The organism is Pseudomonas sp. P1_F7, from assembly GCF_056405655.1.
Window position 1 is genome coordinate 54,926 of the sequence record NZ_JBFUBR010000015.1, and the last position, 24,804, is coordinate 79,729.

Genomic DNA, 24,804 nt, shown 5'->3' on the forward strand with positions numbered 1-24,804 from the left:
TACCCATGCAATGTTTACAGCTGCCTCATGAGGGCAAGCTGTAAACGTGGGCTGGAACCTGTGCGGGTACGTCAAGGCGGGAAAGAAGGGAGACAGTTTCGGGCGACATGGGGCTCGCCAGCAGTGCCACCAGGCAGTCTTCGATGTTCTTGATGAACAACTCGGTGTCCATCACCAGGGTCTTCTTATCGCTCGCATCAAGCATGCGAGAGTGGTCGGCGAGCCCATGGAGGAGCAAAACTGCCGCCAAGTGCAGGCGCTGCTGGGCCACGGACTCGGGCAGGTCCTGGAGGACGCCGAGCAGCGCCCGCCTCAACCGATCCACCTGACCCAGATTGAGCGTGGAAGCGCGCAGGTTCTGTACGGAGAGCGTATGCACCGCCACCAGTTGGGCATCCAGACGGATAAAGTCCTTCCCTCCGTTGGGATCGAACATCTTGTCGGCCACCGGATACATCAGCGCGCGGACCACGTCTCGCACCGAAGGATTACCTCGCTTCTCCAGTTCATCGAGCAATGCGTTGCGCCGGCTGGCAATACCAGGCTCATGCTTGTCGAGGATGGCCTGCAGCAAGCCGTCCTTGCTGCCGAAGTGGTAATTCGTGGCGTTCTTGTTCCGCTGCCCGGCGGCTTTGTTGATGTCGCTTAACGACACCCCTTCGATACCGCGCTCGGCGAACAGGCGTTCGGCAATTGACACGAGCTTTGCTCGCGTGACGACGCTTTTCAGTGTCAAACGTTCGATTTTTCTGACTTGCTGGGTCATCACACCAATCTTTTGAGTCGACCAATGGTACGAAACGAATCGCAGTTTAACATCGGCCATAGGGTGGATCGTACAAGTAAACTCACCGGCCGGCCGGCGCGCTTCGCAGGACGCAAAGTTACACGATCTGGCAGGTAGGCCCACCTCCTTTCAGACTATAGATCCGGGTGTTGCGCTCAATCGACGACGGCACCTATTCTCGACCATCTCCAACACAAATAAATATAAAAGGATTGTCCATGCAGAGCCTCAGCCTCGAGACGTTCAGCGAGTTCGTCGGCAATCTCTATCAAGGACCGCTGGAGAACATTCCCTGGACGACCTTCCTCAACCGGCTCAATGTGCATCTGCAAAGCAAGTTCGTCACCTTCATCCTGCGCCCGCCGAGTCAACACGACACTGGCCTGATGATCCACACCACGGGTTCCTCAGCCGAAATCACTGCCTCTTATAACCAGCACTTTTTCACCCTCGACCCCTTTGTCGACCTGCCCAACCGCCAGGTCGTCACCCTGGCCGAATTCGTCTCCGACGACGATTGGCAAAACTCCGAGTTCTGCAAGAATTTCCTCGAACCACAGGACGTGTTCCATGTCCTCGGCGCCGACATCAACACAGCCGACGGCGCTCAGTGCCGCATCCGCATCAGCCGCGGTCGAGACGACAGGGCCTTCAACGATGATGAAAAGGTCCTGTTGGCGCAGTTCATTCCGCACCTGGAACGCTCGATCGAGATCCATATGCGCTTGAACCGCATCGAAACCGAGCGCAACCTCTATGCCGGCGCGGTAGATCAGATGGCGGTTGGCACGATCATTCTCGACGAAGCCGGCAAAGTGTTGCGGACCAACCAGGTGGCCGACCGCCTGATCCAGGAAAAAGACGGTATCAAGCTGGTCAACGATGGCCTGCAGATCGGCACCGCGCGTGACACCCAGGAGTTCCGCCGCCTGGTGAAACAGTCGCTGCTCTCGCAAAAAAGCAGCAACCCATCGGTGGTCGAAGCCCTGCGCGTTCAAAGGCCTTCGGGCCGTGCGGACCTGGGCATCATCGTGCGCTCGGTACCGTTGTCAGACTGGAGCGAAGGCAAACAGTGCCCAGCGGTGGTGATCTTCATCAGCGACCCGGAACAGCAATCCTGTGCACCGCAAGAGATTGTCCGCGCCCTGTTCGACTTCACCCCGGCCGAAACCCAGCTGGCCATGCTGCTGGCCAACGGCCTGACCCTGGACGAAGCCTCCGAGGAACTGGGCATCAGCCGCAACACCTCACGGGCACACCTGCGTTCGACTTTCTCCAAGACCGGGGTGACCCGCCAGACCATGCTGGTGCGGTTGATCCTGCGCAGCGTAGCGACCCTCGGTTACTGCAAGTAGTCGCCGCGTTGGATGCAGTGCATTGTCGTACCGGCCGGCACGGTGATGCACAAGACCTGGGCATCGGTGTCGGGGCCTGGCGAAAACGGTTGATTAACCATGAGTAACGCCCGTACCTCATCCTCGGCCGCCGCCAGTACGCGGTCTGGAGGTAATCCTTGTCTTTTGGTTTGACAGCCTTGAGTTGGCGGTCTGAGAGGCGGGTGGATTTCAGGCACAAAAAAAGACGTCCGTGGACGTCTTTAGATGATGAAGTGGTGGAGCCGGGGGGATTTGAACCCCCGTCCGCCAGTACTCCGCTGTCGGTACTACATGCGTAGCCGTGTCTATTAAGTTAACCCTCAGCGACCCGACGGGCAGGGTGCTTTGGGCGAGTTGTGTAAGTTTTAGCCGCTTCGTCCACAACGTACTGCACGGCGATTCTGTTCTATATGACAATCACTTTGGGTTTACAGACATCCCCTGGTGATTGCTGGACCCGAAGGTACCAGAAGCTCAGGTCTAAGGCTGCTTACGCAGCGATAGCGAATTCCTGGCCGTAGTTTTCGTCATTGGCAACTATAAGTAGTTGCAACAGTGGATTTACGAGTTCTGTTACCAACTCGGCATGCACCTAAAGTTTCGCAACCGGCGTCGAATCCTAAACGGCCCCGAGCCTGATGCTCTGTGAATCAAGTGAGCAGCAGGCCTGTACAGTGTACGCCAACGCGACCCGGAAGGCCAACCCGAAGGTTGACCACCACAGATCATGGGTTTGGTTGGTTGCCCTGACTGTCAGCGAGTGCCAATGCCTGGGTGGCCTCGGTGACGCATTTTTTGTCGTCACCGGAGGCTTGTGAGGCTTCGGCGCTGGACATCAGCCTTTTGATCTCCATTGAGGTGTTTGTGGAGGTCGCCGGCAGCGCATTCACTTTGCCTTTGAGCTCTTGCAACTTGCTCGTACAAAGGTTGTTGTCCGCAGCAAATACAGGAGAGGCCAGCATGGCGGCAGCAATGAACAGGCCAGCGAGTGTGGTGCGTTTCATGGGTGTCTCCTTGAGCTGATGGTCTCGGTGCTGCCGTATGAGTGGACGGCCAAGCCGAGCCCGAAAAATCAGCCACGATCTGATGGGGCCTACCTCAAAGACTACGATTCAACGCAAGAATTCGGTTTTTTAAGAAAACGTGTCGAGCTTTTTCCAGCGATGCGGACGGTTACACATTTCCAGACCCCAGATGCAACAAAACCCGCAACTGGCGGGTTTTGGTTTGCTTCGTATCGGACGCAGCCGGGCTTTGAACTCCCGGCTGCCAGTACTCCGTTGTTGATGTACGCCAACAAGGCCCAGAAGGCCAACCCGAAGGCTGGCCCTGAGCTGAGAGCTACTTCGCGCCTTTGTGCGCGTTCGTGACGTCCATAATGGTTTGGTTGGTCTCGGCGATGCAATCATCAATACCTGCCTTGGTGCCTTTTGCCTGGTCGGCTTTGGCTTTCTTGACGGAGGCCTCCACCTGGTCAAGCATTTCCCCGGGAATCTGTGCCTTGCCGTTTTCGATGGTTTGCAGGTTGACCGCGCATTGGTCTTTTTCGGCCGCAAACGAAGTGGAAGCCATCATGGAAGCAACAACGAAAAAACCTAACAGCACAGAACGATTCATGTGTATCTCCTTGGACTGAAGGACCAGGCATTGCTGGCCATCAAAACGGTCTACCGAGTTTTAGGAAGTCCCGCATTAGCGGGACTTGATCTGTGGACTGCGGCGGCACGTCAGGGTTCTGCTTTTCTACTGTAGAGCTGTCGATTCCGGCAAGTAGTGTTAAGGAATGCACCTCTATGCACCTTCCTGTAGATCCTGCTATCAGGGCACCCTAGCCTGGGTAACGCGGTCCACGAGATAGACTAGTCCGTGGTAGTCAATGCCGCCATGTTGCGTCAGACCGATCTCACAGGTACGGCTGGTGGAAATCCCCTCGCTGCACTGCTGCACCGCGTCCTTGAGCGTGCGCAGCGAATGTGCGTTCAACTCTGGCGTGGTGAAACCCTTGTCACCGGCGAAGCCGCAGCAGTGAATGCCTTCAGGAATGACCACGTTTTTGCTGCATTTGCGCGCCAGATCGATCAATGCCTGGCTTTCCCCGAGGTGTTGGGTACTGCAGGTCACGTGCACGGCGATCGGTGCCTCCTGAGGCGTGAACTCCAGGCGATCCATCAGGTGCGTGCGGATGAAGCGCACCGGGTCGTACAGGTCTAGACGGGTTTCGCCCAGGTCCTGAACCAGGCGCAAGGTGCAGGGGCTGGTGTCGCAGTAGATCGGGTCGAGCCCGCCGCGGCTGGCGTGCAGCAAGGCGCCAATCAGTTCCTGGCGTTTGTGTTCGGCCTGCTCGGCGTAGCCTTTGGACGCGAACGGCTGACCGCAGCACAAGTTGTCGAGGTTGTCCGGGAAAACCACTTGGTAGCCGGCCTTTTCCAGCAGGCCTCGGGTCTTGTCGTGCAGCGACATTTGTTCCTGGTCGCCTGCTGCCGGCCTCATGACCCGCGATACGCACGCGGCCAGGTACACCACTCGCGGGCGCTCATCGTTGATCGCCGGACTGAAACGAATCGGCCGTTCAGGCTGGGGCATGGCGTTGGTCCACTGCGGGATTTGCCCTTTGGACAGCTTGCTCACGGTTGCGGAAAGCTTTGCCAGTCGCGGTGCCCCCAACAGCATCCGAGCACCGTTGGCCACATGCAGGGTGAACCGCGCCCCTTGCAGTGCCGTGGCGAAATTTCCTTCAAGCCAGTTGGCGGTTTTCTTATACGTCGCCTTCCGGCTGCGGAGCTTTTTCACCAGCTCGCCGGTATTGATGCCGACCGGGCAACGTTGCGCGCACAGGCCAGTGGCGGCGCAGGTATCGATGCCCTGGTATTCGTACGCGGCTTCCAGTTCGGCGGTATCGACACCGGCGCGTTTTCTCGCCTGAATGTCGCGCCAGATCACGATGCGTTGGCGTGGGCTCAGGGTCAGGCCTTTCGACGGGCAGACCGGTTCGCAGAAGCCGCATTCGATGCACTTATCCACAATCTCGTCGGCGGCCGGCAATGGCTTGAGGTGCTTGAGGTGGATCTGTGGGTCTTCGCTGAGCACCACGTCCGGGTTGAGAATGCCGTTGGGGTCCAGCAAACGCTTGAGTTGCCACATCAACTGGTAGGCATCGCTGCCCCATTCCAGCTCGACGAACGGCGCCATGTTGCGCCCGGTGCCGTGTTCGGCTTTCAGCGAGCCACCAAATTCCACAGCGACCAACTGCGCCACCTCGTCCATGAACGCCTGATAGCGTGCGACTTCTTCCGCGTTGTTGAAGCCTTGGGTGAAGACGAAGTGCAGATTGCCTTCCAGCGCGTGTCCGAAAAGGATCGCTTCGTCATAGTGATGTTTGTCGAACAGCTCGATCAGGCGGTTTACGCCGATGGCCAGTTGTTCGACCGGGAAGGTCACGTCTTCGATGATCACCGTGGTGCCGGTCTTGCGCACCGCGCCGACGGCCGGGAAGGTGTCTTTGCGGATGGCCCAGAGACGGGCGTTTTCCTGTGGATCTTCAGTGAAATCCACCTGCTTTTCCACCGGGAACGCCTTCAGCGACGCCATGATCTGCGCCAGTTGTTCGTGCAGCAAGGTGGACGACGCGGCGCGGGATTCGATCAGCAAGGCGCAGGCATTGTTCGACAGATGCTGTACGAAAGGCGGCATCCCGGGTTTGTCCTGCACTGAACGCAGGCTGCGCCGGTCCAGCAGTTCCACGGCCGACACCGGTTGGCTTTTCAGCACGGTGACCGCGTTGCAGCAGGTCTCGACATCCGGGAACACAATCAGGGCCGAGGCCTTGTTCGGGTGGTCGATCACCGTGTCGTAGGTCACGGCACTGATGAACCCGAGCGTGCCCTCGGAGCCCACCAGCAAGTGGCTCAAGATATCCACAGGCTCGTCGAAATCCACCAGGGCATTGAGCGACAGGCCGGTGGTGTTTTTCAGACGGTATTTGTGGCGGATTCTCGCAGCCAGTTCAGCGTTTGCCCGGGTCTCGCGGCCCAGGGTCGCCAAGCGCTCCAGCAGGGCGGCGTGGCTTTGGCGAAACGCCGTGACGCTGGCGGTATCTTCAGTATCGAGACGACTGCCATCGGCCAGCACCAGACGAATGCCGGCCAGGGTGTGATAGGTGTTTTGCGCCGTACCGCAGCACATGCCACTGGCATTGTTGGCGACGATACCGCCGATTTTGCAGGCGTTGATCGAGGCCGGGTCCGGGCCGATCTTGCGTCCGAATGGCGCCAGCCAGGCGTTGGCCTGGGCACCGATCACGCCAGGTTGCAGGCGGATTTGCATGCCTCGGCCACGGATCTCGCGACCGTTCCAGTTATCCCCAAGCACGATCAAAACCGAGTCGCTGATGGCCTGACCAGAGAGGCTGGTGCCGGCAGCACGGAAAGTCACCGGGACTTGATCGCGCTGCGCCAGTTTCAGTAGCGCCACCACTTCTTCTTCGGACTCGACGCGGATCACGAGTTGCGGAATCAATCGATAGAAACTGGCATCGGTACCGAAGGCCAGGGTCGACAGCGGGTCGTCGAAACGTCGCTCTTGGGGAATCAGTTGCTGTGCATCACGCAGGAAAGCGGCCGGTAGACTCATTGGTCCTCCAGGATCAGTACCACCAGGTCCTTCGGACCGTGGGCGCCGTACGCCAGCACTTGCTCGATGTCGGCGGTTTTCGACGGGCCGGATACCAACAACGCGTTGGTCGGCATGCCCTGGGCCCATTCGAATTCTTGCTGCACCTGATAGAAGTTGTCGCGGATTTCGCTGGCCTTGAGCAGGGCGAAATGCACCGGTGGTGCCAGGCTCATCAAGCGCGGTTCTTCCCGGGTCGGCCAGAGAATCAGGCTGCCGGTGGCAGCGATGGCGCCGAGGGTTCCAGTGATGCTCGCCGGGGTGTCGTTGAACAGCTCGGCTTTCCATTCTTCAATCGGACGGTCGTAGGCCTTGAGCATTGGCAGGCCGGGATTATTCGCCCAGTGCTGTGTGATCCGTTGACCGTGGGGCGTTGTCGGCGCGATCAGCAGGCTCGGCAACTGGCGGTCCCGCAGCAATTGCGCGAGTAGCGTCGGCCACTCTTCGCCGGAGGTCAGATGAATTTCCGTGTGCACCGCTTCCATCAGCTTGCACAGTTGCGCAATGCGTTGCTCAGGCGCGTAGGTGTAAGGCTGGGTCACCAGATCTACATCGAAGTTGTCGGCCACGGGCGTGGTGCCTGTCAGACTTTTACGCAGCTTGCCCAGGATATTTTGCTTGGCGCTCATCAACGGTCTCCCTGTTTGGCCAAATGTTCGCGGGCCATGTCATGCAGCGAGCGGGCAGCGGGTTTCGGTGCGCTGTGGTTTTGCGTCCACGGGCCGACATTGCTTGGCGTGAGGGCGCGCAAACGGGTGGCGAAGAATCCAAACAGGCGATACAGCGTCGGCGAACTGTTGAGCTTCGCCCAGGCGTTCCAGATGAACCGCTCCTTGCGCGAATACTTGCTGCCTTGGCCGCGCATCACTTGATGGGGGCTGTCCGGGGCCTTGACGTTTTCTTCCCGCAGGCGCCGCAGCAAAGCAGGGATCGGGATTTTCACCGGGCAAACTTCACCGCAGGCGCCGCACAGCGACGAGGCGCTCGGATGATCCGGCACTTTCGCCAGGCCGACCATGTGCGGGGTGATGATTTTTCCGATAGGGCCGGGGTAAACCTCCCCATAGGCGTGACCACCGATTCGGGTATAGACCGGGCAATGATTCATACAGGCGCCACAGCGAATGCAGTTCAGGGTCTGGCGTAGTTCGCTGTCGGCAAAGGCCTGGCTGCGGCCGTTATCGAGCAGTACGAGGTGTACTTCCTGCGGGCCGTCGAGTTCATGTTCCTTGCGCGGGCCGGAGATCATGTTGACGTAGGTGGTGATTGGAATTCCGAGGGCCGAGCGGGTCAGCAATGACAGCAACGGCACCACGTCGCGCAGGTTCTCGACGACTTTCTCAATGCCGGTGACGGCAATGTGCACCGGCGGCACCGTGGTGGTCATGCGACCGTTGCCTTCGTTTTCCACCAGCAGCAGGGTGCCGGTTTCGGCCACGGCGAAGTTGACGCCGGAGACGCCGATATCCGCTTCGAAGAATTTCTGCCGCAGGACTCTGCGGCCGATCTGAATGAGTTGGTCTACGTCCTTGGTGTATTCCACGCCAAGTTTGTCGTGGAACAAGGACGCGACCTGACCGGCATTCTTGTGGATTGCCGGCATGATTATGTGTGAAGGCTTCTCGTGGTCGAGCTGGACGATGTACTCGCCCATGTCCGATTCCAGGCATTCAATGCCCTGTTCAGCGAGGACATGGTTCATCTCCATCTCTTCACTGACCATCGATTTGCCCTTGATCACTTGCCGCCCCTCGTGAGCGCGGATGATCGAGAGGACGATGCCATTGGCCTCGTCCACCGTTTCCGCCCAGTGCACTGTCACACCGTTGCGGGTCAGGTTCTGTTCAAGTTGTTCGAGCAGCTCGGGCAACTTGGATAACGCACGGGCGCGTACAGCATTGCCCAGTGCGCGCAAGTGTTCTCTTTCATGGGCATCGCTGAACGCCGCTGCCCGTTTGGTCATCAGTGAATCCATCGCCTTGCGAAAGTTGCCTCGCAATTGCGCGTCACCCAGCGCCTTGTGGGCGCGGGTGCGGAAATCTTCTTCTACGGCAACCGTAGGAATAATCGCGGAAGTGCTCATCGGGCACCTCCGGTACGCTGCCAGAGGAAACTGGCCAGATGTTGGCCGCGCAACGCTTCCTGCTGTTTTTCCAGCGAGCCGTTGATGTTCATCAAACAGCCGCAGTCGGCACTCAACACCTTGTGCGCGCCGGACTCCTTCAGCGCCCGGGTTTTGTCAGCCACCATCGCACCGGAAATGTCTGGCATACGGACGCTGAATGTCCCGCCGAAGCCACAGCATTCGCTTTCGTGATCGTGATTGACCCGCTCCACATTGCTCAACTGCGATAACAACTCGCGGCCGTGCAGGTGGGTGTTCATTTCACGGCGTGCCGAGCACGAGGTGTGCAGCGCCACTTTTACGGGCTCGCCGCTGTCCTTGAGCTGCACCTTGCAGACAAACAACAGGAACTCGGCCAGTTCGTAGGTTCTGGCAGCCAGCGCCTGAACCTGTTTCAACGTGTCCGGCTCGTCCTTGAACAAGTCGGCGTAATGTTCGCGGAGCATGCCCGCGCAAGAACCTGACGGCACCACCACCGGATAGTCGCCGGCAAACAGCGCCAATTGCGAGCGCGCCACGGTCCGCGCCTGTTCGGTGTAACCCGAGGTGTAGGCCGGTTGTCCGCAGCAGCTTTGCCCTTGCGGGTATTCGACACGAATGCCTTCGCGCTCCAACAGGTGGATCGCATCCATCCCGGCTTCCGGGTAGAACAAATCGACCACGCAGGTCCCGAACAGGTAAACCCGTGACGGTTTCTCGCTGGGGTATTGCCGAGGCTCGGGCAGTGGCGGGGCGACACGGGTCGCATTCGGCACGGCGTTGTAAAAAAGCTCGCTCATCAGGCGGTCTCCGGGTGGTCCCGGTTATTCGTCTGGTGAGGCTGCTGAATATAGAGCCGGAAGCTTTCAGCAGCCTTACAGACCGGGGTGTGAATAGCGGACGCCGTGGGCGTGGCCCGGCGTCGGTTTTTATCGTGTTGCTTGTAGTCCTTAGTGCACCAGCATGCCGGTGAACCAGTAGGCCTGGGCCAACGTGATCAAGCCGACAATCGTTGCAAAGAATAGGCTGTGCTTGAGGGTGAAGCGGAACAGATCCGATTCTTTGCCCACCAGGCCGGTCGCGGCACAAGCCACGGCGATCGATTGTGGCGAGATCATCTTGCCGGTCACGCCGCCACTGGTGTTCGCCGCCACCAGCAAGGTGTCGTTGACACCGATCTGGTGCGCAGTGGTCGCTTGCAGCGAGCTGAACAGGGCGTTGGACGAGGTATCGGAGCCTGTGAGGAACACACCGAGCCAGCCGAGGAACGGCGAGAAGAACGGGAAGGCTGCACCCGTCGCCGCCAGTACCAGGGCCATGGTCGAGGACATGCCTGAGTAGTTGGTGACGAAGGCAAACGCCAGCACCATGCCGATGGACAGGATCGGCCATCGCAGTTCGTAGAAGGTCTCTTTAAAAGTGGTCAGACCAATTTTGATGTTGATCTTCAGCACCAGCATAGAGATCAGGGCCGAGAAGAAAATCGCCGTGCCGGTGGCGGAAATCGGGTCCAGTTTGAACACCGCCGGAATGGCGGTTGGCGCGGCCACGATCGGTGCGACCTTGATCACCATCTGGTCCAGATGCGGGATGGCGAAGTTGAATACGAAGCTGTACATCGAACCGCCGGCGGCGAACATCGCCTTGAACGGCTTCAGGGTCCAGATGGTGACCAGTACGGTCAGGATCAGGAACGGCGACCAGGCCTTGAAGATTTCCCCAAGGCTGTAAGGCGAAGCCACAGTGGTGCGCTTCTGGCCGAAACCACCGACGCTGGCGCTCACTACGGAGGCCGAGACAGCGCCAACGATGTGTTGGCCGGCGGCGCGTTTTGGTTGCCAGACTTTCAGGAACAGGGTCAGGGAGATCAAGCTAGCCAGGGCCGAGGTGATGTCCGGCAGTTCCGGGCCGATGAAGTTCGAGGTGAAGTATTGGGTCACGGCAAAGCTCAAGCCGGCCACCAGAGCTGCGGGCCAGGTTTCCCGCACGCCGCGCAGGCCATCCATCATGAACACCAGCCAGAACGGCACGAACATCGACAGCAGCGGCAATTGGCGGCCGGTCATGGCGCCGATCTTGAACGCGTCGATGCCGGTGACTTGGCCGGCAACGATGATCGGAATGCCCAGGGCACCGAAGGCCACTGGCGCGGTGTTGGCGATCAGGCACAGGCCAGCGGCGTACAGCGGGTTGAAGCCAAGACCTACCAGCAGCGCAGCGGTAATCGCCACCGGTGCGCCAAAACCGGCTGCACCTTCGAGGAAGGCGCCGAAGCAGAAACCGATCAGCAGAACCTGCAGGCGCTGGTCATCGGTGATCGACAGGACCGAACTGCGGATGACTTCAAACTGCCCGCTCTTGACCGTCAGTTTGTAGAGGAACACCGCTGCCACGATGATCCAGGCAATCGGCCACAGGCCATAAGCGAAGCCATACCCGGCGGCGGCGAACGCCATATCGACCGGCATCTGGAAAGCGAAGATCGCCACCAGAATCGACAAAGCCAGGGTGATGCTGCCGGCCACATGCCCTTTGAGGCGGAACACGGCCAAAGCCAGGAAGAAAAACACGATGGGGATGACGGCGGCGAGTGCGGACAGGCCGAGGCTGCCGAGCGGGGTATAGAGCTGTTGCCAGGTTTGCATATGGGGTGGCCCCTAATTGTTGTTGGTCAGGCACTGATCAGCGTTCTTGGGTAATTGGTAAGACCAATTTACAATCGCTGTTGGCTAGGGTAAAAGCCTTGTAGGCGGTGTGTCAATTTGCCGCCCTAAAACTTTTGTCGAATGCGAAGTGCGCAGGTCGTCTGCCTGGTATGACCAAATGCGTTGTGGCAGGTGCTGGCACGGCCCCGATAGGCCAGAATAGAGCCCCGGCGAGCCGTCGGATCGTGGAGTAATCGAGTTATGGGGTTTGATCAGATTCGTCAGCGCCGTTTGTCTGACGATATTGTCGAGCAGCTTGAGGGCATGATCCTCGAGGGCACGCTGAAAGCGGGTGAGCGCTTGCCGGCCGAGCGCGCGCTGGCCGAGCAATTTGGCGTGTCACGCCCTTCGTTGCGCGAAGCCATTCAGAAGCTGACCGCCAAGGGCCTGCTCGTCAGTCGCCAGGGCGGCGGCAACTATGTGGTGGAATCACTGGGTAGCACCTTCAGTGATCCCTTGTTACATCTGCTGGAAAGCAATCCCGAGGCGCAGCGCGATCTGCTGGAGTTTCGCCATACGCTGGAAGCGTCCTGCGCCTACTACGCGGCGCTACGTGCCACTGATGTGGATCGCGAGCGGCTGACCGCAGCGTTCAACGAATTGCAGGACTGCTATTCCCGTCACGAAGAGGTGAGTCGTGCCGAAGAGGGGGCTGCGGACGCAAGTTTTCACCTGGCGATCGCCGAGGCCAGCCACAATGCCGTGTTGCTGCACACCATTCGCGGGCTGTTCGACCTGCTCAAGCGCAACGTGGTGACTAACATCGGTGGCATGTACAAGCAGCGCACTGAAACCCGCGACATGTTGATCACGCAGCACCGGGAGTTGTACCAGGCGATTATCGAAGGGCGAGCGGAGCAGGCGCGGGAAGTTTCCAGTCGGCACATTTTGTATGTGCAGGAGGTGCTGGAGGAAGTGCGTCAGGAAGTGCAGCGCATGGCCCGGGCGGAGCGGCGCAAGGGGATGTGATCGTTAAAACAAAAGATCGCAGCCTGCGGCAGCTCCTACATTGGAATGCGTTCCCTGTAGGAGCTGCCGCAGGCTGCGATCTTTTCGATGGCGCCGCGAAACTCAGGCGGAAAAATCAGTCTTCCTTGCCCTTGTTGCGCACCGCGCGCTGCAACTCGCGACCGGCGTCGCGTTCGCGCTCGGTATCGCGCTTGTCGTATTCCTTCTTGCCCTTGCCCAGAGCGATTTCGCACTTGACCATGTGCTTGCTCCAGTACCAGGACAGGCACACGCAGGCGTAACCCTTTTGCTGCACGGCCGCGGCCAGCTTTTCCAGCTCGCGCCGGTTGAGCAGCAATTTACGGGTGCGCACCGGATCCGCGATGACGTGGGTACTGGCGGTCGTCAGGGGCGTAATGTGGCTGCCGAGCAGCCAGGCTTCGCCATCCTTTAGCAGTACGTAGCTGTCAACCAGCTGCAGCTTGCTTGCCCGCAGACTTTTTACTTCCCAGCCGGCCAGGACCAGACCAGCCTCGAAACGATGTTCGATGAAGTAATCGTGTCGCGCCTTTTTGTTTTGCGCGATGGTCCCTGTTGGGTGTTTCTTCTGTTTAGCCATAGGGGCGGCATTATAGGGAGTTGCACGCGAGTCGGCTACGGTGTTGCTACGTGCTTGAGCAGGTTGATTGAATCCCGGACAATGCGGCCTCTTTTTTGAACGCTTGGGCGTGATAACGATGTCGACAGACAAGGTTTCTGTCCACGGCAGTTGGGCTAGCCGCTGGGTCTTCATACTCGCCGCGACCGGTTCGGCCGTGGGGCTGGGTAGTATCTGGAAATTCCCGTACATGGTCGGCGTCTATGGCGGCGGCGCCTTCGTGCTGATGTTCCTGGCCTGCATCGCGCTGATCGGGGTGCCGGTCATGCTGGCGGAAACCCTGATCGGCCGGCGTGCCCGGCAGAGCCCGGCCAATGCCTTGAAGACGCTGGCGGTCGAGGCGGGGCACTCGGCGAAATGGTCCTGGGGCGCATTTGCCGGAATGATCACGGCGTTGCTGATCCTGTCTTTCTACAGTGTGGTCGGCGGCTGGTCGCTGGATTACATCATCGACATGGGGCGTGGCGACTTTCAGGGGGTAACGGCGGATCAGGTGGGGGCTTACTTCGGCAACGTGATCGCCGATCCATGGCGCCTGACACTTTGGCACACGATTTTCATGCTGTTGTCAGCGGTGGTGATTGCCAGGGGTGTGGTCGCCGGGCTTGAGCGTAGCCTGCGCATCATGATGCCGCTGCTGTTTGTGATGGTCCTGGTGCTGCTGGGCTACAGCATGACCACTGGGCATTTCATGGAGGGCGTGCATTTCATGTTCGATTTCCACCCGGAAAAGGTTCTGGACGGTTTGCTGCCCGCGATGGGGCACGCGTTCTTTTCCCTGAGCGTGGGCGTCGGCTCGATCATGATCTATGGCGCCTACATGCCGAAGAGTTCGTCGATTTCAGGGACGGTCGTTGGCGTGGCGCTGCTCGATACCTTTGTTTCCCTGGTGGCCGGCCTGGCACTGTTTCCGATTGTGTTCGCGGCGGGCCTGAATCCGAGCGAAGGGCCGGGGCTGATGTTTGTCAGCCTGCCGTTTGCCTTCGGTAACGTGGCGTTTGGGCAATTGATGGGTGTGGTGTTCTTCGTGCTGGTGGCGGTCGCTGCCTGGAGTTCGGCGATTTCCCTGCTTGAGCCGATGGTGGCTTACCTGGTCGAGCGCACTAAAGTGAGCCGTGCCTGGGTAACCTTCTGGCTGGCTTTCAGCTGCTGGTTCGTCGGTCTGGGCACAGTGTTCTCCTTCAATATCTGGAAGGAGGCCAGGTTCTTCGTGAACGAAGGCGGGATGTTCCACCTCTACCAATGGGGAGCAACCGGTGGTCTCGACTTCTTCGGCGTGATCGATTTCTTCACCTCGCGACTCATGTTGCCGCTTGGCGGTTTGTGTTTCGTGGTATTTGCGGGCTGGATCATGGGGCGTGAAGCGGTGCGCGACGAATTGTCGATTCGCAACCCTGCGCTGTTCGGCCTGTCCTTGTTCTTGATGCGCTATGTGGCGCCCATCGGCATTCTCGTAGTGTTTGCCGCCCAGCTGTGGAAGTGACGCTGACATGACGACACACATTTCACGTTCGGCCTTGCTGCCGTACCCGGCGCAAGCGCTGTATGACCTGGTCAACGACGTGGCACGCTATCCGGAGTTTCTGCCGTGGTGCTCGTCGGCCGAAGTCCTCGAAAGCTCGCCTGAGCATATGCGGGCGAGCGTTGGCGTGGCGAAGGGTGGCCTCAGTCAGCATTTCGTGACGCGTAACACCCTGGTGCCTGGTCAATCGATCGAGATGAACCTTGAGGAAGGCCCGTTCAATCAGTTGCATGGCGTGTGGGTGTTCAAGCCGCTGGGCGAGAAGGCCTGCAAGATCAGTCTCGATCTGTCGTTCGACTATGCCGGGCCGTTGGTTCGGGCCACCTTGGGGCCGCTGTTCAACCAGGCGGCCAATACACTGGTGGATGCGTTCTGCCAGCGCGCCAAGCAGATACATGGTTGAGGTCATGATTGAAGTCGAGGTGGTCTACGCAGCCGTAGACCGTCAGGTGCTACTGACGCTGACGGTGCCGGTCGGGACGAGCGTGCGGGCAGCTCTGCTCAGGTCGGCCATGGCTGAGGAGTTTCCGGAGCTGGATCTGACCAATTGCCCTGTCGGTATCTTTGGCAAGGTTGTAGCCGATCCGGAGAGTCGGGCAGTCCGGGCAGGGGATCGCATCGAAATTTACCGACCGCTGTTGGCCGATCCGAAAGAGGTGCGCCGACTGCGCGCGGCAAAAGCTGCCGAGGCCAAAGCCCGGAATCAGTGAGTGGCTTGAACGCCAGACAATAAAAAGCCCGGGCATGCCGGGCTTTTTATTGCGTCGCAAATTATTGCGGCGAGGTTTCCAGCGGTCGCGGCGTCGGGACCGGTACGGTTTCTACGCCGTCGACGTCCTTCTGGATCTGGTCCAGCAACGAGCCTGGCTTGACCGGTTTTTCCGGTTTTGGTTTCTCGACGTTTTCTGCCGGGGCAGCCACTGTCGTGCCGCTGTCCTTGCCGAGAATGGCTTCGTCACGGCTCACGCCAGGCATGAAATCACCGGAGAGGCTGACAAGCTGATCATTTGGGTTGAAGATAACGCTGATGCGTTCCTGTTGGCGTTCACCGCCACCGGGTTGCAGGCTGTACAGATAATCCCAGCGATCGGCATGGAACGTGTCAGTCAGCAGAGGGTTGCCCATGATAAACCGTACTTGCTTACGGGTCATTCCCGGGCGTAACTGGTCTATCATGTCCTGCGTGACGACATTGCCCTGCTGGATGTCGATTTTGTAAACCCCGGGGAATGAACAACCGGCGAGTGCGAGCAGTCCCACAAAGGTGAAACTGGTTAGCAAGAGCTTGGTGTTTTGCATCGGTGGGCGACTTCCACTATCTTGGCTGGGACAACGTAAACGCCGATCATACCCGCATTAAGAGAAGCTGCGAAGCAGCATCGCGAGAAAGCTGACCATGGTTGAAAATAGCGAACTACGCAAAGCCGGCCTCAAAGTGACCCTGCCACGGGTCAAAATTCTGCAAATGCTCGATTCCGCCGAGCAGCGCCACATGAGTGCCGAGGATGTCTACAAGGCCCTTATGGAGGCTGGTGAGGACGTCGGTCTGGCCACGGTTTACCGTGTTCTGACCCAGTTCGAGGCAGCTGGCCTTGTGGTGCGGCACAACTTCGACGGAGGCCATGCGGTCTTCGAGCTGGACGACGGAAAGCATCACGATCATATGGTCAACGTCGAAACCAGCGAAGTAATCGAATTCTTCGACGAAGAAATCGAGCGGCTTCAGAAAGCAATCGTCGACAAGTATGGCTTCGAGATGGTTGATCACAATCTGGTGCTGTACGTGCGCAAGAAAAAGTAAGCATGTCGCGCGAACTCAGGTTCGCGAAACGAACGAAGGCGACCCCAGGGTCGCCTTCGTGCTTTCTGCCTTTATTCAGGCTTTCGCGGCGACCACCATTTTTTTGGCGTGAGCCAGGGACTCCTTGGTGAGATCGATGCCACCCAGCATCCGTGCGACTTCTTCGACGCGGTCGTTTTTGCTCAATTTGGAAACGGCCGTGCGGGTGGCATCTTCGCCGCGCACTTTATGTACAAATAGATGTTGATGACCTTGCGCTGCCACTTGTGGCAAGTGGGTCACGGTCAGTACCTGCCCGCGCTCGCCGAGCCTGCGCAGCAACTGGCCGACGATCTCCGCAGTCGGGCCGCCGATACCGACGTCCACTTCGTCAAACACCAGGGTAGGAACGCGAGATGTCTGCGCGGTGATGACCTGAATCGCCAGGCTGATCCGCGACAGTTCGCCTCCGGATGCGACTTTTGCCAAAGCTTTCAATGGTTGGCCCGGGTTAGCACTGACCAGTAGTTCAACCTGTTCAAGTCCGTTAGGTAGTAGCTCGTCGCTGCTGTTTGGACGCAACTCGATGGTGAAGCGCCCACCAGGCATGCCCAGTCGCTGGATTTCCTGTTCCACGGCGCTGGCCAGGCTGTTCGAGGCTTGATGGCGCAGATCGCTGAGCTCTCGGGCTTTTTCCTGATAATGGCGAGCGTATGAAGACAGCTCATCGCTTAACCGCTCGATGGATTCGTCGTTGGCGTTGAGGGTTTCGATTTCATCCAGCAGTTTCTGTTGCATCTCGGCAACTTCGGTCGGCTGGATGCGGTGTTTGCGCGCCAGGGTGTAGATCGCGTCAAGGCGCTCTTCGAGGTATTGAAGGCGCGATGGGTCGGCGTCGAAGTTGTCGAGGAAGCGGTTCAGTTCACCAACGGCCTCTTCAACCTGGATCTGTGCACTGGTCAACAAGCTGCTGGCTTCGCCCAGCGCGCCGATCGAGCTGTTCACGCTCGACAGGCGGTTGAGGCTGGCGGTGAGGGCGTAGAGGACATTTCCGGAATCACTTTCACTGCATTGCTCGACGACTTGCCGGCAGATCCCGAGCAAGGTCTCGGCGTTGGTCAGGTTCTTGTGTTCCTGTTCAAGCTGCTCCAGCTCGTTGTCGCCAAGGCCAAGGTTTTCCAGCTCTTCGAGTTGGTAGCTGAGCAACTGATGGCGGGCGCGTTGCTCATCGCCGGAGTTGGAGAGTCGCTCCAGTTCCTGGCGGGTCTGGCGCCAGCGCTGGGCGGCGAGTTGAACCTGGCGGGCAAGATCCGTCGCGCCGGCATATTCATCGAGCAGGCGGCGGTGGGTATCGGTCTTGAGCAGGGATTGGTGTTCGTGCTGGCTGTGGATGTCGATCAGTAGCTCGCCCAGCGCCTTGAGATCGCCAAGTGGGCAGGGTGTGCCGTTGATGTAGCCACGCGAGCGTCCTTCGGATGTGATCACCCGGCGCAGGATGCACGGGCCGTCGCTTTCGAGGTCGCGTTCGGCCAGCCAGGCGCTGGCCTCCGGAATGTCGGCCAGATCAAAGGTGGCCAGGATGTCGGCCTTGTCGGCGCCGGGGCGGACCACGCCGCTGTCGGCGCGATCACCCAGGGTAAGGCCCAGCGCGTCGAGCATGATCGACTTGCCCGCGCCGGTTTCCCCGGTGATCACGCTCATCCCGCGATCGAGTTCGAGATCGAGATGTTCAACGATGGCGTAGTTGTGTACGGACAGGTGCACCAGCATATGGGCCGCTCCCAGGTGTTAGGTCTGGTTATTTATACAGTGTTTTGTTTCTGGCTGACAATGCCCCTCGTTAGCTCGATTCGCTCGGTCCGACGAAACCCTTATCGCGACCGGGAATGACAAAGCAGTTGTTTTTTGTAGGGTTAATCGTCGGTGCCCCTTGAAGCCGGATTTTGCGGCCCCATATAGCTGGGCAGAAGCGCGAGTCGAGCTCGCGGACGATATTGAAAGGAGAATTCTATGGCTGACGAACAGACAGTGGATACGCAAAACCCAGACGCCAACCAGGCGCCCGAGGCTTCGGGTGAAGACCTGGCGGCTCGTGTACAAGTGCTCGAAGAGCAACTGGCAGGCGCTCAGGATCAGGCTTTGCGTGTAGCCGCCGATCTGCAGAACGTCCGCCGTCGCGCCGAGCAGGATGTGGAGAAGGCTCACAAGTTCGCGCTGGAAAAATTCGCCGGCGACCTGTTGCCGATCGTCGACAGCCTGGAACGCGGCCTGGAACTGTCCAGCCCGGACGACGAAAGCATCCGTCCGATGCGCGAAGGCATCGAGCTGACCCTGAAAATGTTCCACGACACTCTCAAGCGTTATCAGCTTGAAGCGATCGATCCGCATGGCGAACCGTTCAACGCCGTTCAACATCAGGCGATGGCCATGCAGGAAAGCGCCGATGTCGAGCCGAACAGCGTTCTGAAGGTGTTCCAGAAGGGCTATCAGCTCAATGGTCGCTTGCTGCGCCCGGCGATGGTCGTGGTCAGCAAGGCGCCTGCGCCGGTTTCGCCTTCGATTGACGAGCAGGCTTGAAATCCGCCGCAAGGCCCCCATTTATAAGTCAAGCGTTTAAGTGCTACCGCAGTTAGCCACCACTGCTGCGGCAACCAAATCCAAAGTTTCGGGAGAGTGAACATGGGCAAAATTATCGGTATCGACCTGGGGACTACCAACTCCTGCGTCTCCGTGCTGGAAAACGGCAAGGCAAAAGTTATTGAAAACGCTGAAGGCGCGCGTACCACGCCGTCGATCATCGCTTACGCCAACGATGGCGAAATTCTGGTTGGCCAGTCGGCCAAGCGTCAGGCTGTGACCAATCCGCACAACACCCTGTATGCGGTGAAGCGTCTGATCGGTCGTCGTTTCGACGAAGAAGTTGTGCAGAAAGACATCCAGATGGTCCCTTACAAGATCGTCAAGGCTGACAACAGCGACGCCTGGGTTGAAGTGAACGGCCAGAAAATGGCACCGCCACAAATCTCGGCTGAAATCCTGAAGAAAATGAAGAAGACCGCCGAAGACTACCTCGGCGAGACCGTGACTGAGGCGGTGATCACCGTTCCGGCCTACTTCAACGACAGCCAGCGTCAAGCCACCAAGGACGCCGGCCGCATCGCCGGTCTGGACGTAAAACGTATCATCAACGAACCAACCGCAGCTGCTCTGGCTTACGGTATGGACAAGGCCAAGGGCGATCACACCGTGATCGTTTACGACCTGGGTGGCGGTACTTTCGACGTTTCCGTGATCGAGATCGCTGAAGTCGATGGCGAGCACCAGTTCGAAGTACTGGCCACCAACGGTGACACGTTCCTGGGCGGTGAAGACTTTGACATTCGTCTGATCGACTACCTCGTCGACGAATTCAAGAAAGAAAGCGGCATGAACCTCAAGGGCGACCCGCTGGCCATGCAGCGCCTGAAAGAGGCTGCTGAAAAAGCCAAGATCGAACTGTCCTCGAGTCAGTCGACCGACGTGAACCTGCCGTACATCACTGCAGACGCCACCGGTCCTAAGCACCTGAACGTGAAGATCTCCCGCGCCAAGCTCGAAGCGCTGGTGGAAGACCTGGTTCAGCGCACCATCGAACCTTGCCGCATCGCAATGAAAGATGCCGGTATCGACGTTGGCGCGATCAACGACGTGATCCTGGTGGGCGGTCAGACCCGTATGCCACTGGTTCAGAAGCTGGTAACCGAGTTCTTCGGTAAAGAAGCTCGTAAAGACGTCAACCCGGACGAAGCTGTTGCCATGGGTGCTGCCATCCAGGGCGCGGTACTGGCCGGTGACGTGAAGGACGTTCTGCTGCTCGACGTCAGCCCGCTGACCCTGGGTATCGAAACCATGGGTGGCGTGATGACCGCGCTGATCGAGAAAAACACCACGATTCCTACCAAGAAATCGCAAGTGTTCTCGACTGCCGACGACAACCAGGGCGCCGTGACTATTCACGTGCTGCAAGGCGAGCGTAAGCAGGCCGCACAGAACAAGTCCCTGGGCAAGTTCGACCTGGCCGACATTCCACCAGCTCCACGTGGTGTGCCGCAGATCGAAGTGACCTTCGACATCGACGCCAACGGCATCCTGCACGTAGGTGCGAAGGACAAGGCTACCGGCAAGACTCAGTCGATCGTGATCAAGGCCAACTCCGGTCTGTCCGACGAAGAAATCGAGCGTATGGTGCGTGATGCCGAGGCGAACGCCGAGGAAGACCGCAAGTTCGAAGAGCTGGCCGCTGCCCGTAACCAGGGTGATGCACTGGTTCACTCGACGCGCAAAATGGTTGCCGATGCCGGCGATAAAGTGACTGCTGAAGAGAAGACTGCAATCGAAGCTGCTGTAGTTGCCCTGGAAGCCGCCGTTAAAGGCGACGACAAGGCTGCTATCGACGCCAAGGTTGAAGAACTGTCGAAAGTCTCCGCTCCAGTGGCGCAGAAGATGTACGCCGAACAGGCTCAGCCTGCTGAAGGCGCGGCACCGCACGACGACAAGGCGGAAAAGGCTGACGACGTTGTCGATGCCGAGTTCGAAGAAGTCAAAGACCACAAGTAAGTTGTTGGTCGGCCGGTTGACTGCCTTAAGGCGGTGACTGGTAGGATGTCGCCGCGCGGGAGCTTGCTCCCGCGTTGGCGTATCTGGAATACGCGAATTTTTACAGCATGCGACAGCATTCGCGTGCTGCTGGCATGGCCGGGAATGCTCCTGCTTTCCGAGCTGTAAGTGCCAATTTGAAACAAAGACCAGGATCGTTGAATTGACGTGAGTTGGGTCCGGGCCTGTATTGGGGCTCAACGAGTTCGGCAAACTCAGGAGGGTTTTGTCGGACGTCCTCAAGAGTGCAAAGACTTATGGCAAAGCGTGACTATTACGAAGTGTTGGGTGTTGAGCGTGGCTCAAGCGAAGCGGACCTGAAGAAGGCTTACCGTCGCCTGGCAATGAAGCATCACCCGGACCGTAATCCCGATGACAAAGCATCGGAAGACATGTTCAAAGAGGCCAACGAGGCCTACGAAGTGCTGTCCGACTCCAGCAAGCGCGCGGCATATGACCAGTATGGCCATGCCGGTGTCGACCCGAGCATGGGTGGCGGCGGTGCCGGTTTCGGTGGCCAGAACTTCTCCGACATCTTTGGCGATGTCTTCAGTGACTTCTTCGGTGGTGGTCGCGGCGGTTCCCGTGGCGGTGCTCAGCGCGGCAGTGACTTGCGCTACACCCTGGAGCTGGATCTCGAAGAGGCGGTGCGCGGTACGACCGTGAATATCCGCGTTCCGACGCTGGTCAACTGCAAGCCTTGCGACGGCTCCGGTGCCAAGAAAGGTTCTGCGCCGGTGACCTGCCCGACTTGCGGCGGTATCGGCCAGGTGCGCATGCAGCAAGGCTTCTTCTCGGTGCAGCAGACCTGTCCGCGCTGCCATGGCCAGGGCAAGATCATTTCCGATCCGTGCGATTCCTGCCACGGCGAAGGTCGTGTCGAAGAGTACAAGACCCTGTCGGTGAAAGTGCCGGCCGGTGTCGATACCGGTGACCGCATTCGTTTGTCCGGCGAAGGCGAAGCGGGTGCCCAGGGTGGGCCAACTGGCGACCTGTACGTGGTGATCAATGTGCGCGAGCACTCGATTTTCCAGCGCGATGGCAAGCATCTGTTCTGCGAAGTGCCGATCAGCTTCGTCGATGCGGCGCTGGGTGGCGAGCTGGAGATTCCGACCCTTGATGGTCGGGTCAAGCTGAAGATCCCTGAAGGGACCCAGACCGGCAAGCAGTTCCGTGTTCGCGGCAAGGGCGTCGCGCCTGTGCGTGGCGGTGGTGCTGGCGACTTGATGTGCCGTGTGGCGGTCGAGACTCCGGTCAACCTGAGCCGTCGTCAGCGCGAAATGCTCGAAGAGTTCCGTAGCTCCCTGGCGGACGACAACAGCCATTCGCCAAAAACCACCGGTTGGTTCGAAGGCGTGAAGCGTTTCTTCGGCGATTTGTAAGGAGACAGGCATGCGACGTATTGCAGTGATGGGCGCCGCGGGGCGCATGGGCAAGACCCTGATTGAAGCCGTGCAGCAAACCCCGGGCGCCGGTCTGACGGCGGCGGTGGATCGTCCCGACAGCACGCTGGTCGGTGCGGATGCCGGTGAGCTGGCTGCGCTGGGTCGTATCGGCGTGCCTCTGTCCGGTGATCTGGATCGGGTGGTCGACGAGTTCGACGTGCTGATCGACTTCACGCACCCGACGGTGACCCTGAAGAACCTGGCTTTCTGCCGTAAGCACGGCAAGGCCATGATCATCGGTACCACCGGCTTCAGCATTGAAGAAAAGCAGTTGCTGGCGGAAGCGGGCAAGGACATTCCGATTGTCTTCGCGGCCAATTTCAGTGTCGGGGTCAACCTGTGCCTGAAGTTGCTCGACACGGCCGCTCGAGTATTGGGCGACGATGTCGATATCGAAATCACCGAAGCTCACCATCGGCATAAAGTCGATGCGCCGTCCGGCACTGCCGTGCGCATGGGCGAGGTGATTGCCGATGCTCTGGGCCGCGATCTGAAGAAAGTGGCGGTGTACGGTCGTGAGGGTCAGACCGGCGCTCGTAATCGCGAGACCATTGGTTTCGCCACTGTGCGCGCTGGCGACATCGTCGGTGATCACACAGTGCTGTTCGCCGCCGACGGCGAGCGTGTCGAGATTACTCACAAGGCGTCCAGTCGTATGACCTTCGCCAAGGGCGCGGTACGTGCTGCATTGTGGCTGGACGGGCGCGAGCCTGGCCTTTACGACATGCAAGACGTGCTCGATCTGCGTTAAGATGCACGCGAAATCGGGCTCGCGCACAGCGTTTGAGCCCGGTTTTGTTCCGCCAAGCGACGTCCTGTCGCATTCTCCAGCCTTTAAGGCTCATTGGCGGTAGACCAAAAAAGCCTTTTTCTGTAAGCTACAGCTTTAGTGTGTCCACTAAAAGCGCGCAGAATAATTCAGTGAAGAAGCGGGGTGACGTGTCCATACGTCACTCCGCTTTTTTACAACCTGCGATCGCCCTTTCAGGCTTTATTTACGGGAGGTCTTCTTGACTAAGCCAGCCATACTCGCCCTTGCTGATGGCAGCATTTTTCGCGGCGAAGCCATTGGAGCCGACGGTCAGACCGTTGGTGAGGTGGTGTTCAACACCGCAATGACCGGCTATCAGGAAATCCTTACCGATCCTTCCTACGCCCAACAGATCGTTACCCTGACTTACCCGCACATCGGCAACACCGGCACCACGCCGGAAGACGCCGAGTCCAATCGCGTCTGGTCTGCCGGCCTGGTCATCCGTGACCTGCCACTGGTGGCGAGCAACTGGCGTAACACGATGTCCCTGTCCGACTACCTGAAGGCCAACAATGTTGTGGCCATCGCCGGTATCGACACCCGCCGCCTGACGCGCATCCTGCGTGAAAAAGGCGCGCAGAACGGCTGCATCATGGCCGGTGACAACATTTCCGAAGCCGCCGCCATCGCCGCCGCCCAGGGTTTCCCTGGCCTCAAGGGCATGGACCTGGCGAAAGTCGTCAGCACCAAGGAAAGCTACGAGTGGCGCTCGACTGTCTGGGATCTGAAAACCGACAGCCACGCGACCATCGAAGCCTCCGAACTGCCGTACCACGTGGTTGCCTACGACTACGGCGTCAAGGTGAACATCCTGCGCATGTTGGTCGAGCGCGGTTGCCGCGTGACCGTCGTGCCTGCGCAAACCCCAGCTGCCGATGTGCTGGCACTGAAGCCGGACGGCGTGTTCCTGTCCAACGGCCCTGGTGATCCGGAGCCTTGCGACTACGCGATCCAGGCGATCAAGGACGTGCTGGAAACCGAGATCCCGGTCTTCGGTATCTGCCTCGGTCACCAGCTGCTGGCCCTGGCCTCCGGCGCCAAGACCCTGAAAATGGGTCACGGCCACCACGGTGCCAACCACCCCGTCCAGGACCTGGACAGCGGCGTGGTGATGATCACCAGCCAGAACCACGGTTTTGCCGTAGACGAAGCGACCCTGCCGGCCAACGTTCGCGCGATCCACAAATCGCTGTTCGACGGCACCCTGCAAGGTATCGAGCGTACCGACAAGAGCGCCTTCAGCTTCCAGGGTCACCCGGAAGCCAGCCCTGGCCCGAACGACGTAGCGCCATTGTTTGATCGCTTCATCACCGAGATGGCCAAGCGACGCTGATCGCTCGCCCTGATGTAGCAAAGCTTGAG

General features: G+C 59.1%; 22 protein-coding genes and 1 other RNA gene. 11 read left to right on the forward strand and 12 right to left on the reverse strand.

From position 1 onward, the window contains the following. Positions 1-25: 25 nt before the first annotated feature. Positions 26-766 carry a TetR/AcrR family transcriptional regulator gene (locus AC1D1M_RS22840; RefSeq protein WP_477777365.1) on the reverse strand — a complete coding sequence of 247 codons (741 nt, stop codon included), beginning with the start codon at positions 764-766 and terminating at the stop codon, positions 26-28. Between the two features lie 239 nt (positions 767-1,005). On the opposite strand from AC1D1M_RS22840, the gene AC1D1M_RS22845 reads away from it, so the two are divergent. Then, positions 1,006-2,142: a helix-turn-helix transcriptional regulator gene (locus tag AC1D1M_RS22845; protein WP_477777366.1), complete on the forward strand. Its 1,137-nt coding sequence runs from the start codon at positions 1,006-1,008 to the stop codon at positions 2,140-2,142. A gap of 255 nt (positions 2,143-2,397) precedes the next feature. Here AC1D1M_RS22845 and ssrA read toward each other — a convergent pair. From ssrA to AC1D1M_RS22885, 8 genes are all read right to left on the reverse strand, one after another. Then, positions 2,398-2,794: a transfer-messenger RNA gene (gene ssrA / locus AC1D1M_RS22850) on the reverse strand. A 94-nt stretch (positions 2,795-2,888) separates the two neighbouring features. Next, the gene (locus AC1D1M_RS22855) at positions 2,889-3,167 is read right to left on the reverse strand and encodes a hypothetical protein (protein WP_477777367.1); all 279 of its coding nucleotides are present in this window, start codon (positions 3,165-3,167) and stop codon (positions 2,889-2,891) included. A gap of 337 nt (positions 3,168-3,504) precedes the next feature. Continuing rightward, complete coding sequence (locus AC1D1M_RS22860; protein WP_477777368.1) at positions 3,505-3,780, reverse strand: hypothetical protein; 276 nt, start codon at positions 3,778-3,780, stop codon at positions 3,505-3,507. A 201-nt stretch (positions 3,781-3,981) separates the two neighbouring features. Then, a complete protein-coding gene (locus AC1D1M_RS22865; RefSeq protein ID WP_477777369.1) occupies positions 3,982-6,792 on the reverse strand; it encodes an FAD-binding and (Fe-S)-binding domain-containing protein in 2,811 nt (936 codons plus the stop codon). Next, the gene (locus AC1D1M_RS22870; protein ID WP_477777370.1) at positions 6,789-7,460 is read right to left on the reverse strand and encodes a LutC/YkgG family protein; all 672 of its coding nucleotides are present in this window, start codon (positions 7,458-7,460) and stop codon (positions 6,789-6,791) included. The genes AC1D1M_RS22865 and AC1D1M_RS22870 overlap by 4 nt, the downstream gene beginning before the upstream one ends. Continuing rightward, on the reverse strand, positions 7,460-8,914 hold the full coding sequence (locus AC1D1M_RS22875; protein WP_477777371.1) for a LutB/LldF family L-lactate oxidation iron-sulfur protein: 1,455 nt from the start codon (positions 8,912-8,914) through the stop codon (positions 7,460-7,462). Before AC1D1M_RS22875 ends, AC1D1M_RS22870 begins: the two co-directional genes overlap by 1 nt. Next, positions 8,911-9,735, reverse strand: coding sequence for a (Fe-S)-binding protein (locus tag AC1D1M_RS22880; protein WP_477777372.1), 825 nt, complete (start codon positions 9,733-9,735; stop codon positions 8,911-8,913). Before AC1D1M_RS22880 ends, AC1D1M_RS22875 begins: the two co-directional genes overlap by 4 nt. Before the next feature lie 150 nt (positions 9,736-9,885). Then, entirely contained in the window at positions 9,886-11,580 is a 1,695-nt protein-coding gene (locus tag AC1D1M_RS22885; protein ID WP_477777373.1) for a lactate permease LctP family transporter, read from the reverse strand. A 261-nt stretch (positions 11,581-11,841) separates the two neighbouring features. On the opposite strand from AC1D1M_RS22885, the gene AC1D1M_RS22890 reads away from it, so the two are divergent. Further along, positions 11,842-12,609: a GntR family transcriptional regulator gene (locus AC1D1M_RS22890; protein WP_057396627.1), complete on the forward strand. Its 768-nt coding sequence runs from the start codon at positions 11,842-11,844 to the stop codon at positions 12,607-12,609. 115 nt (positions 12,610-12,724) lie between these two features. Here the strand turns inward: AC1D1M_RS22890 and smpB are convergent, their stop codons facing one another. Then, on the reverse strand, positions 12,725-13,207 hold the full coding sequence (gene smpB, locus AC1D1M_RS22895) for an SsrA-binding protein SmpB (protein ID WP_008057382.1): 483 nt from the start codon (positions 13,205-13,207) through the stop codon (positions 12,725-12,727). Positions 13,208-13,325: 118 nt separating this feature from the next. Here smpB and AC1D1M_RS22900 point away from each other — a divergent pair, with 118 nt between their 5' ends. From AC1D1M_RS22900 to AC1D1M_RS22910, 3 genes are read left to right on the forward strand one after another with little or no spacing between them, the layout of a single operon-like run. Further along, a complete protein-coding gene (locus AC1D1M_RS22900) occupies positions 13,326-14,729 on the forward strand; it encodes a sodium-dependent transporter (protein ID WP_477777374.1) in 1,404 nt (467 codons plus the stop codon). Positions 14,730-14,736: 7 nt separating this feature from the next. After that, positions 14,737-15,171, forward strand: coding sequence for a type II toxin-antitoxin system RatA family toxin (locus AC1D1M_RS22905; protein WP_103394085.1), 435 nt, complete (start codon positions 14,737-14,739; stop codon positions 15,169-15,171). Further along, entirely contained in the window at positions 15,164-15,478 is a 315-nt protein-coding gene (locus AC1D1M_RS22910; protein WP_477777375.1) for an RnfH family protein, read from the forward strand. Before AC1D1M_RS22905 ends, AC1D1M_RS22910 begins: the two co-directional genes overlap by 8 nt. A 61-nt stretch (positions 15,479-15,539) precedes the next feature. Here the strand turns inward: AC1D1M_RS22910 and AC1D1M_RS22915 are convergent, their stop codons facing one another. Beyond that, on the reverse strand, positions 15,540-16,067 hold the full coding sequence (locus AC1D1M_RS22915; RefSeq protein WP_007993578.1) for an outer membrane protein assembly factor BamE: 528 nt from the start codon (positions 16,065-16,067) through the stop codon (positions 15,540-15,542). Positions 16,068-16,164: 97 nt separating this feature from the next. Here AC1D1M_RS22915 and fur point away from each other — a divergent pair, with 97 nt between their 5' ends. Then, on the forward strand, positions 16,165-16,569 hold the full coding sequence (gene fur / locus AC1D1M_RS22920; protein WP_003197684.1) for a ferric iron uptake transcriptional regulator: 405 nt from the start codon (positions 16,165-16,167) through the stop codon (positions 16,567-16,569). 75 nt (positions 16,570-16,644) lie between these two features. Here fur and recN read toward each other — a convergent pair whose 3' ends face one another. Further along, positions 16,645-18,318: a DNA repair protein RecN gene (gene recN, locus AC1D1M_RS22925; protein WP_477777376.1), complete on the reverse strand. Its 1,674-nt coding sequence runs from the start codon at positions 18,316-18,318 to the stop codon at positions 16,645-16,647. Between the two features lie 240 nt (positions 18,319-18,558). On the opposite strand from recN, the gene grpE reads away from it, so the two are divergent. The 5 genes from grpE (at position 18,559) to carA (ending at position 24,775) form a co-directional block, all read left to right on the forward strand. Then, a complete protein-coding gene (grpE, locus tag AC1D1M_RS22930) occupies positions 18,559-19,125 on the forward strand; it encodes a nucleotide exchange factor GrpE (RefSeq protein ID WP_007988694.1) in 567 nt (188 codons plus the stop codon). Between the two features lie 102 nt (positions 19,126-19,227). Continuing rightward, the gene (gene dnaK / locus AC1D1M_RS22935; protein WP_477763179.1) at positions 19,228-21,144 is read left to right on the forward strand and encodes a molecular chaperone DnaK; all 1,917 of its coding nucleotides are present in this window, start codon (positions 19,228-19,230) and stop codon (positions 21,142-21,144) included. Positions 21,145-21,440: 296 nt separating this feature from the next. Beyond that, positions 21,441-22,565 (forward strand): molecular chaperone DnaJ, encoded by a 1,125-nt coding sequence (dnaJ, locus tag AC1D1M_RS22940; protein WP_056728224.1) that lies wholly within the window; start codon positions 21,441-21,443, stop codon positions 22,563-22,565. A gap of 10 nt (positions 22,566-22,575) precedes the next feature. Beyond that, positions 22,576-23,379: a 4-hydroxy-tetrahydrodipicolinate reductase gene (dapB, locus tag AC1D1M_RS22945; protein ID WP_477777377.1), complete on the forward strand. Its 804-nt coding sequence runs from the start codon at positions 22,576-22,578 to the stop codon at positions 23,377-23,379. 259 nt (positions 23,380-23,638) lie between these two features. Continuing rightward, complete coding sequence (carA, locus tag AC1D1M_RS22950) at positions 23,639-24,775, forward strand: glutamine-hydrolyzing carbamoyl-phosphate synthase small subunit (protein WP_046038697.1); 1,137 nt, start codon at positions 23,639-23,641, stop codon at positions 24,773-24,775. Positions 24,776-24,804: the final 29 nt, after the last annotated feature.

Bases quoted from the DNA above. Each gene is read 5' to 3' on its own strand.
- AC1D1M_RS22840 (WP_477777365.1), bottom strand. From the start codon at position 766: ATGACCCAGCAAGTCAGAAAAATCGAACGTTTGACACTGAAAAGCGTC.
- AC1D1M_RS22845 (WP_477777366.1), top strand. From the start codon at position 1,006: ATGCAGAGCCTCAGCCTCGAGACGTTCAGCGAGTTCGTCGGCAATCTC.
- AC1D1M_RS22855 (WP_477777367.1), bottom strand. From the start codon at position 3,167: ATGAAACGCACCACACTCGCTGGCCTGTTCATTGCTGCCGCCATGCTG.
- AC1D1M_RS22860 (WP_477777368.1), bottom strand. From the start codon at position 3,780: ATGAATCGTTCTGTGCTGTTAGGTTTTTTCGTTGTTGCTTCCATGATG.
- AC1D1M_RS22865 (WP_477777369.1), bottom strand. From the start codon at position 6,792: ATGAGTCTACCGGCCGCTTTCCTGCGTGATGCACAGCAACTGATTCCC.
- AC1D1M_RS22870 (WP_477777370.1), bottom strand. From the start codon at position 7,460: ATGAGCGCCAAGCAAAATATCCTGGGCAAGCTGCGTAAAAGTCTGACA.
- AC1D1M_RS22875 (WP_477777371.1), bottom strand. From the start codon at position 8,914: ATGAGCACTTCCGCGATTATTCCTACGGTTGCCGTAGAAGAAGATTTC.
- AC1D1M_RS22880 (WP_477777372.1), bottom strand. From the start codon at position 9,735: ATGAGCGAGCTTTTTTACAACGCCGTGCCGAATGCGACCCGTGTCGCC.
- AC1D1M_RS22885 (WP_477777373.1), bottom strand. From the start codon at position 11,580: ATGCAAACCTGGCAACAGCTCTATACCCCGCTCGGCAGCCTCGGCCTG.
- AC1D1M_RS22890 (WP_057396627.1), top strand. From the start codon at position 11,842: ATGGGGTTTGATCAGATTCGTCAGCGCCGTTTGTCTGACGATATTGTC.
- smpB (WP_008057382.1), bottom strand. From the start codon at position 13,207: ATGGCTAAACAGAAGAAACACCCAACAGGGACCATCGCGCAAAACAAA.
- AC1D1M_RS22900 (WP_477777374.1), top strand. From the start codon at position 13,326: ATGTCGACAGACAAGGTTTCTGTCCACGGCAGTTGGGCTAGCCGCTGG.
- AC1D1M_RS22905 (WP_103394085.1), top strand. From the start codon at position 14,737: ATGACGACACACATTTCACGTTCGGCCTTGCTGCCGTACCCGGCGCAA.
- AC1D1M_RS22910 (WP_477777375.1), top strand. From the start codon at position 15,164: ATGGTTGAGGTCATGATTGAAGTCGAGGTGGTCTACGCAGCCGTAGAC.
- AC1D1M_RS22915 (WP_007993578.1), bottom strand. From the start codon at position 16,067: ATGCAAAACACCAAGCTCTTGCTAACCAGTTTCACCTTTGTGGGACTG.
- fur (WP_003197684.1), top strand. From the start codon at position 16,165: ATGGTTGAAAATAGCGAACTACGCAAAGCCGGCCTCAAAGTGACCCTG.
- recN (WP_477777376.1), bottom strand. From the start codon at position 18,318: ATGCTGGTGCACCTGTCCGTACACAACTACGCCATCGTTGAACATCTC.
- grpE (WP_007988694.1), top strand. From the start codon at position 18,559: ATGGCTGACGAACAGACAGTGGATACGCAAAACCCAGACGCCAACCAG.
- dnaK (WP_477763179.1), top strand. From the start codon at position 19,228: ATGGGCAAAATTATCGGTATCGACCTGGGGACTACCAACTCCTGCGTC.
- dnaJ (WP_056728224.1), top strand. From the start codon at position 21,441: ATGGCAAAGCGTGACTATTACGAAGTGTTGGGTGTTGAGCGTGGCTCA.
- dapB (WP_477777377.1), top strand. From the start codon at position 22,576: ATGCGACGTATTGCAGTGATGGGCGCCGCGGGGCGCATGGGCAAGACC.